Here is a 6,271-nt window from a genome sequence, read left to right on the forward strand (position 1 = left end):
CCCTCAAGCGCGCCACCACCACCAGAGGCCAGCCGCGGCGGCCAGCCACACCGCCACCACCAGCGCCGCGCCCCACAGGCTGGTGATGCGGCCGCGCGAAGCGTCCAGCCAGGCCTGGGCCTGGGCGCGGCATTCGTCGCGCACCGGCGCCGGCGTCAGGCGCAGCGCCAGCCAGATGAAGGCGGGCAGCAGCAGCATCTCGTCCACCAGGCCCAGCACCGGGATGAAGTCGGGGATCAGGTCGATGGGGCTGAACGCATAGGCCACCACCAGCCCGGCCAGTGCCTTGGCCACCCAGGGCGTGCCCGGGTGCCGCACCGCGAACCACAGCGTCAACCCGTCGCGCTTGATCTGCCGCGCCCACTGGCGCAAACGGGCGATCATCCCGCCGTGCTGCGCGGCGGCTGGGCCAGCAGCGCGGCCACCTTGTCCAGCAGGCCGCGGTAGTCGTAGGGCTTGGTGATGTAGCCGTCGCAGCCCGCGGCCAGGATGCGCTGCTCGTCGCCGCTCATGGCCAGGCCGGTGAGGGCCAGCACCCGAAGGCCCGCCGTCTGCGGGTCGCGGCGCAGCGCGCGGGTGGCGTCCAGGCCGTCCATGCCGGGCATCTGGATGTCCATCAGCACCAGGTCGGGCAGTTCGGTGCGCGCAATGGCCAGGCCCTGCACCGCATCGGTGGCCGTGCTCACCTGGTGGGCGGCATGTTCCAGCACCACGCGGGCCAGTTGCAGGTTGTGGTGGTTGTCTTCGATCACCAGGATCTTCGCCATGGGCAGCCTCCTCGGTCACGCCGTCCGTGGTGGCGGCGCTTCATGGTCCATCTGGCGGCGGTGCAGCGCGCGGCGCACCTCGGCCACCAGCTGGTTGGGTTGAAACTCGGCCTTTTCCAGGATGGCCTGCACGCGGCCCCGCAGCGCTTCGCGGTCGGCTTCGGTCACCAGCTTGGCGGTGAGCACCACCACGGCGATGCCGGCGGTCTCGGGCCGGCGGGCCAGCGCGTCCAGCACCTCGAAGCCGGTCATGTGCGGCATCATCAGGTCGAGGATGATGAGGTCGGGCCGCTGGCGGCGCACGATGCCCAGCGCTTCTTCGCCGCTGAAGGCGCTGGCCGGCTGAAAGCCCGCGGCCTCCAGGTGCGTGGTCACCAGCGTCACCGCCTTGGGGTCGTCGTCCACCACCAGCACCTGGCCCGGCCGGCTGCTCACCGCGATGCCCAGCGACGACAGCGCCGCCAGCAGGTCGTCGCGCTCCACCGGCTTGACCAGCACCTGCGAAGCGCCCAGCGCAAAGCCGCGCCGCGGCTCGTCGGTGACGGACACGATGACCACCGGAATGCGCTGCGTGGCCGCCTCTTCCTTCAGCTGCGCCAGCATGTCCCAGCCGTCCATGCCGGGCAGGATCACGTCCAGCACGATGGCATCGGGCCGCCAGTGCCGGGCCACGCGCAGCCCGGTCTCGGCCTCGGGCGCCACCTCCACCTCATAGCCGTGCGATTCCAGCTGCAGCCGCATCACCCGCGCGGCGCTGGCTTCGTCCTCGATCACCAGGATGCGGGCCGAGCCGTTGCCTTCGGCCGCACGGTCGGCTTCGTGGGGCGCGGCCTGTGCGGCAGCCTCCGGCGCCGCCGGGGTGGCCGATGCCTCGGGCTCGCGCCAGGGCAGCCACACGGTGAAGGTGGAGCCTTCGCCCGGCCGGCTGTGCAGCTCCAGCCCGCCGCCGTGCAGCTCCACCAGGCGCTGGGTCATGGTCAGGCCGAGGCCGGTGCCCTCATAGCGCTTGGACAGGGACGAATCCACCTGCTTGAACGGCTGGAACAGCTCGCGCAACGCTGCCGGCGCAATGCCGATGCCCGAGTCGGCCACGCGGATCTGCAGGTAGTGCGAGGTGACCGCGCCGGCCGGCGGAAACACCCGGCTGTGCTCCGTGGCCGCGCGCGACAGCGCCTCCTGCCGCGCAATGCGCGCCATCGACAGGTGCACCAGCCCGCCTTCGTTGGTGAACTTCACCGCGTTGGACAGCAGGTTGAAGATGATCTGCAGCGTGCGGCGGCCGTCCAGCACCACCTGGCCCAGGTGCTCGGGCAGGTCGGCCTGCAGGTCGATGCGGCGCGCGGCCGCCCGCTCGCGCAGCACCGACAGGCCGCTGGCCGCCAGCGCGGCCGGGTTTTCAGGCGCCAGGTGCAGGTCCATCTGGCCGGCCTCGATCTTCGACAGGTCGAGGATGTCGTTGATCAGGGCCAGCAGGTGGCGCCCGCTTTCGTAGATGTCGTTGACGTACTGGCGCTGCTGCGGCTGCAGCGGGCCCACCAGGCCATCGCGCAGGATCTCGGAGAAGCCGATCACCGCATTGAGCGGCGTGCGCAGCTCATGCGACATGCTGGCCACGAACTCGCTCTTGAGGCGGCTGGCCAGCTCCAGCTGCTCGTTCTTGCGCTGAATGTCTTCGCCGCGCTCGCGCAGCTCGCTGGTCAGCAGGTTCAGGCCATCGAGCTGGGCCAGGTTGTTCAGCGCCACGCCCAGCTGCGCGGCCAGCCGCTCGACGAACTGCAGGTCGCGCTCGCTCAGCGCGCGCGCGGCGCCCAGCACCATCACGCCCAGCCGCCGGCCCTGGTAGGCCACCGGCGCCAGCAGCAGCTCGGCCGGCCGCAGCGTGGCCAACCCGGTCTCGATGCGCAGCCCGCCGCCGGCGGCCAGCCCGTCCAGCCGCACCGTCTGGCCGCTCAGGGCGGCGCGGCCCAGCGGCCCTTCGTGGGCATCGAGCAGGCCCTTGGCATCGCGCGGGGTGCCATGGCCGGCCACCATGCGCAGGGAGCCCCATTCGTCCAGCGCGTAGAACACCGAGACCGGAAACAGCCGGCCGGCGGCCTCGGCCAGCAGGGCCAGCGTGCCTTCGAGCACCGCCTTGCGGTCGGGCTTGGCATTGAACAGCGTCAACGCGCGCGCATGCAGCGCATTGAGGTCGCGCTCATGCCGGGCTTCTTCCTCGGCCTGGGTGCGGCCCAGCAGGTCGGAGCGCACGCGCCAGAACATCAGCGCGAGCAAGGCCACCAGCGCCAGGCCGAACACCAGGAACAGCGAGCGGGCGATGCCCGACTGCCGATCGGCCGAGGCCTCGTGCTGCGCGAGGTCGGCCCGCAGCTCCGCTTCCATGTCGGCCAGCGCGGTGCGGATGCGCCCCAGCAGCTGCTGCGACGCCACCAACCGGTCTTCCAGCACCACCGGCTTGCCGGCGTCGTACAGGGCCTGCACCTCGCGGTAGGCCTGCAGCCGGTCGTTCAGCGCGCTGCGCAGCGATTCCAGGCGCCGCTGCTGCGAGGCCCCGCCAATGGGCAGGCGCGACAAGTCGGTCAGGTGGCCGGTGAGGGTTGTGATGGCGCCATCACGCTCGTCCACGAAGGTCTGCCGGCGCAGGTTGATGTAGCCGCGCTGCGCGGCTTCGGCACGATTGAAGCTGGCCTCGGTGGCTGTCAGCGTCTGCAGGCCCTCGCGAACGCTGCGCACGTAATCGGCCGCCGCCTGGCTCTGCCAGGCCGCCCACCAGGTGAGCGCGCCCAGCGCCAATGCAGCCAGGATGGCCAGCGTGAAACCGGCGTAGACCGCGCTGCGAAACGATGACGTCCTTGGCATGCCTCCTCGTCGCTCCTGGCGGTGATGCGCCGCCCCTGGTCGCAGCGATGGCAAACGCCTTGCCCGGCGTCAGTCAGGCATCCCCAGGCCTTGCGCTGCGCAGTACTTCTTCAGCTCGGTGTTGTCGTGCCAGCCGGTCTTGGCCAGCACACGCATGCGGTAGTTGCCCACCGTCTTGACCGACAGCTGCATGACCTGCGCAATGTGCGTCAGTCGGTGGCCGGCCGCAATCAGCTGCATCACCCGGTATTCCTGGGGCGTCAGCAACTCGTGCGGCAAGGTGGTTTTCAGGCCGCCGTCCTCGCGCGTCAACAGCCGCTGCGCCAGCTCGGGCGGCACATAACGACCCTGCGTCATCACGGTGGTGATGGCGGGTATCAGTTCTTCGCCCGTGCGTTCCTTGCTGACGTAAGCGGCTGCGCCCATTTGCAGCAGCCGCTGGGCATGGCTGGCATCTTTCTGGGCGCTGAGGATCAGGATGGGCACGTCGCCCGTCAGGCGCCGCATGCGGGCCAGCGCGTCGGTGCCCGGCGCGTCGTGCAGGGCCAGGTCGAGCACCACGAAGTCGGGTTGTGCCTGGCTGAATTGCCGCAGCGCCTCGGCCAGGCTGCCGGCTTCCCACACCTGGGCATGGTCCCATTCCAGCTCGATCACGCGGCGAAGGCCGCGGCGAACGATGGGTTGATCGTCGACCACCAGCGCCTTCATCGGTTGGGTGAGCAAGGACGCGGCCTCCGGCGCGCTGGACGTGACTTCTGCACTTCTCATAGCGCTGAGACTCTAGTGGGGGCAGCGGCCTGCGCGCCCCCGCGCAGGCGCTTGTTCGCAGGCAAATATTGACGCCGCCCTTGGGGCCTGCCGCGCGCCGGGCCGTGGCTTGGCTAGACAACTGCACCCGCTAAAGCGGCATGCGGGTTGCCGCCTGGCGATGCGGCCGGGCGCCTGACGGGCGGTACCGACCCTTCCCGCAACCCCGAGGAAAGGACACGGAGATGACACAGCGCGACGATCAGAACCGATGGAACCAGGGCCAGCCGTCGCCAGGCGGTGGCCGCAGCGGCCAGCAAGGCGGCTGGGGCGACGAAGGCCATCGCGGTGGCCAGCAGGCCTGGGACTTCGGCGCCGGCCAGCAAGGCGGCGGCGGCCAGAACCAGGGCTACGGCCAGGGCGGCAATACCTACGGCACATCGCAGCCCGGCGAAGCCGGCTACGGCGGCGGCATGGGCCAGCACCAGGGCTACGGCCAAGGTGGCGGACAAGGCTACGGCCAGGGCGGACAAAGCCAGGGCGGCTACGGCCAAAGCCAGCGACAAGGCGGCTATGGCCAAGAGCAGGGCTATGGGCAGAGCCAGGGCTATGGCCAGGGCTATGGTCAAAGCCAGCACCAGGGCTATGGTCAGGGCCAGGGCCGCGACCAGGGCTATGGCCAGTCACAGGGCTACGGCCAGGGAGGCTACGGTGGCTACGGCCAAGGTGGCCAGGCCGGCTTCGGGCAGGGCAGCCAGGGCATGCCCGGCGGCTATGCCTCGCAAGGCGGCTACGGCTCGCACCAGGGCTCGCCTTATGGCGCGCAGGGCGGGCAGCAGCAGGCCCCGCAAGGCGGCGGCATGCCCACCCACTGGCAGCAGGACCAACGCCAGGGCTACGGCCAAGGCCATCAAAGCCAGGGCCACAGCCAGGGGCAGGGCCAAGGGCACGAGCAGCAGCACTTCGACCCCGACTACCACCAGTGGCGCAGCGAACAGATGCGCAACCTGGACGACGACTACCAGGCCTGGCGGCAGGACCGCTACAAGAAGTTCTCGGACGAGTTCACGCAGTGGCGCGGCAACCGCAAGGCGGGCGGCAGCAACACCAGCGCCGGCAGCAGCAGCGGGCTCACCAGCGGCATGGGCACGGGCTCATCCGACGGTGGCGGCGGCGAGCATTCCAGCACCCGCAGCTCCCAGGGATCGTCCAGCAGCGGCAGCAGCCTGACCGGCGGCAGCAGCCCGTCGTCCACCTCGGGCATGGGCAGCGTGGGCGCCTCGGGCAGCGCATCGTCCGGCAGCGGCTCGTCGCCCAGCAGCAGCTCGGCCGGCAGCCACGGCGCCACCTCCAGCGGCAGCCTGCACGGCAGCGCCTCGGGCAGCAGCCCGGGCGGCGCGGGCCTGTCGGGCAGCAGCGGCACGGGCTCCGGCCTGACCGGCAGCGGCAGCGACAGCAGCAAGAGCCGCTGACGCAGCGGCGGGCAGGGGCTGCGCCGCAGCGCCCTGCCCGCCCGCTACCGATTCACCGGGTTCAGCGGCGCCTGCCCTTGCAGCAGGCGCAGCACCTCGTCGGCCGCGCCCTCGCTCATCGCGGCCATACTCTCGTCGGTCAGGCCGGCGGCATGCGGCGTCAGCAGCACCTGGGGCAAGGCCAGCAGCGGGTGGTCGGGGCGCAGCGGCTGTTGGGTGAATACGTCCAGCGCGGCACCGGCGATGCGGCCGGCCTGCAGCGCGGCCACCAGCGCCGCTTCATCGACGATGGCGCCGCGCGACACGTTGACCAGCAGCGCATCGCGGCGCATCAGGCCGATGCGGCGTGCATCCAGCAGGCCGCGCGTGGCCTCGGTCAGCGGGCAGGTCAGCACCACGCCGCGGCTGCGGGCCAGCAGCTCGTCCAGC

Annotated in this window: 6 protein-coding genes; 1 reads left to right on the forward strand and 5 read right to left on the reverse strand. The window is 71.3% G+C overall.

The features are described from left to right. Nucleotides 1-3: 3 nt before the first annotated feature. From ABNT58_RS00665 to ABNT58_RS00680, 4 genes are all read right to left on the reverse strand, one after another. Nucleotides 4-384: a YkvA family protein gene (locus ABNT58_RS00665; protein WP_348751587.1), complete on the reverse strand. Its 381-nt coding sequence runs from the start codon at nt 382-384 to the stop codon at nt 4-6. Next, nucleotides 381-767 carry a response regulator gene (locus ABNT58_RS00670; protein ID WP_348751588.1) on the reverse strand — a complete coding sequence of 129 codons (387 nt, stop codon included), beginning with the start codon at nt 765-767 and terminating at the stop codon, nt 381-383. Before ABNT58_RS00670 ends, ABNT58_RS00665 begins: the two co-directional genes overlap by 4 nt. A 15-nt stretch (nt 768-782) precedes the next feature. Beyond that, entirely contained in the window at nt 783-3,623 is a 2,841-nt protein-coding gene (locus tag ABNT58_RS00675) for a response regulator (RefSeq protein ID WP_348751589.1), read from the reverse strand. A 69-nt stretch (nt 3,624-3,692) separates the two neighbouring features. Continuing rightward, nucleotides 3,693-4,346, reverse strand: coding sequence for a response regulator transcription factor (locus ABNT58_RS00680; protein WP_348751590.1), 654 nt, complete (start codon nt 4,344-4,346; stop codon nt 3,693-3,695). 269 nt (nt 4,347-4,615) lie between these two features. Between ABNT58_RS00680 and ABNT58_RS00685 the strand changes: the two genes are divergently transcribed. Then, entirely contained in the window at nt 4,616-5,842 is a 1,227-nt protein-coding gene (locus ABNT58_RS00685; protein WP_348751591.1) for a hypothetical protein, read from the forward strand. A gap of 44 nt (nt 5,843-5,886) precedes the next feature. Here ABNT58_RS00685 and ABNT58_RS00690 read toward each other — a convergent pair. Then, a partial coding sequence (locus tag ABNT58_RS00690; RefSeq protein ID WP_348751592.1) for an NAD(P)-dependent oxidoreductase occupies nt 5,887-6,271 on the reverse strand: 385 nt, incomplete at its 5' end.

The organism is uncultured Aquincola sp., from assembly GCF_964001545.1.
Lineage (GTDB): Bacteria > Pseudomonadota > Gammaproteobacteria > Burkholderiales > Burkholderiaceae_C > Aquincola.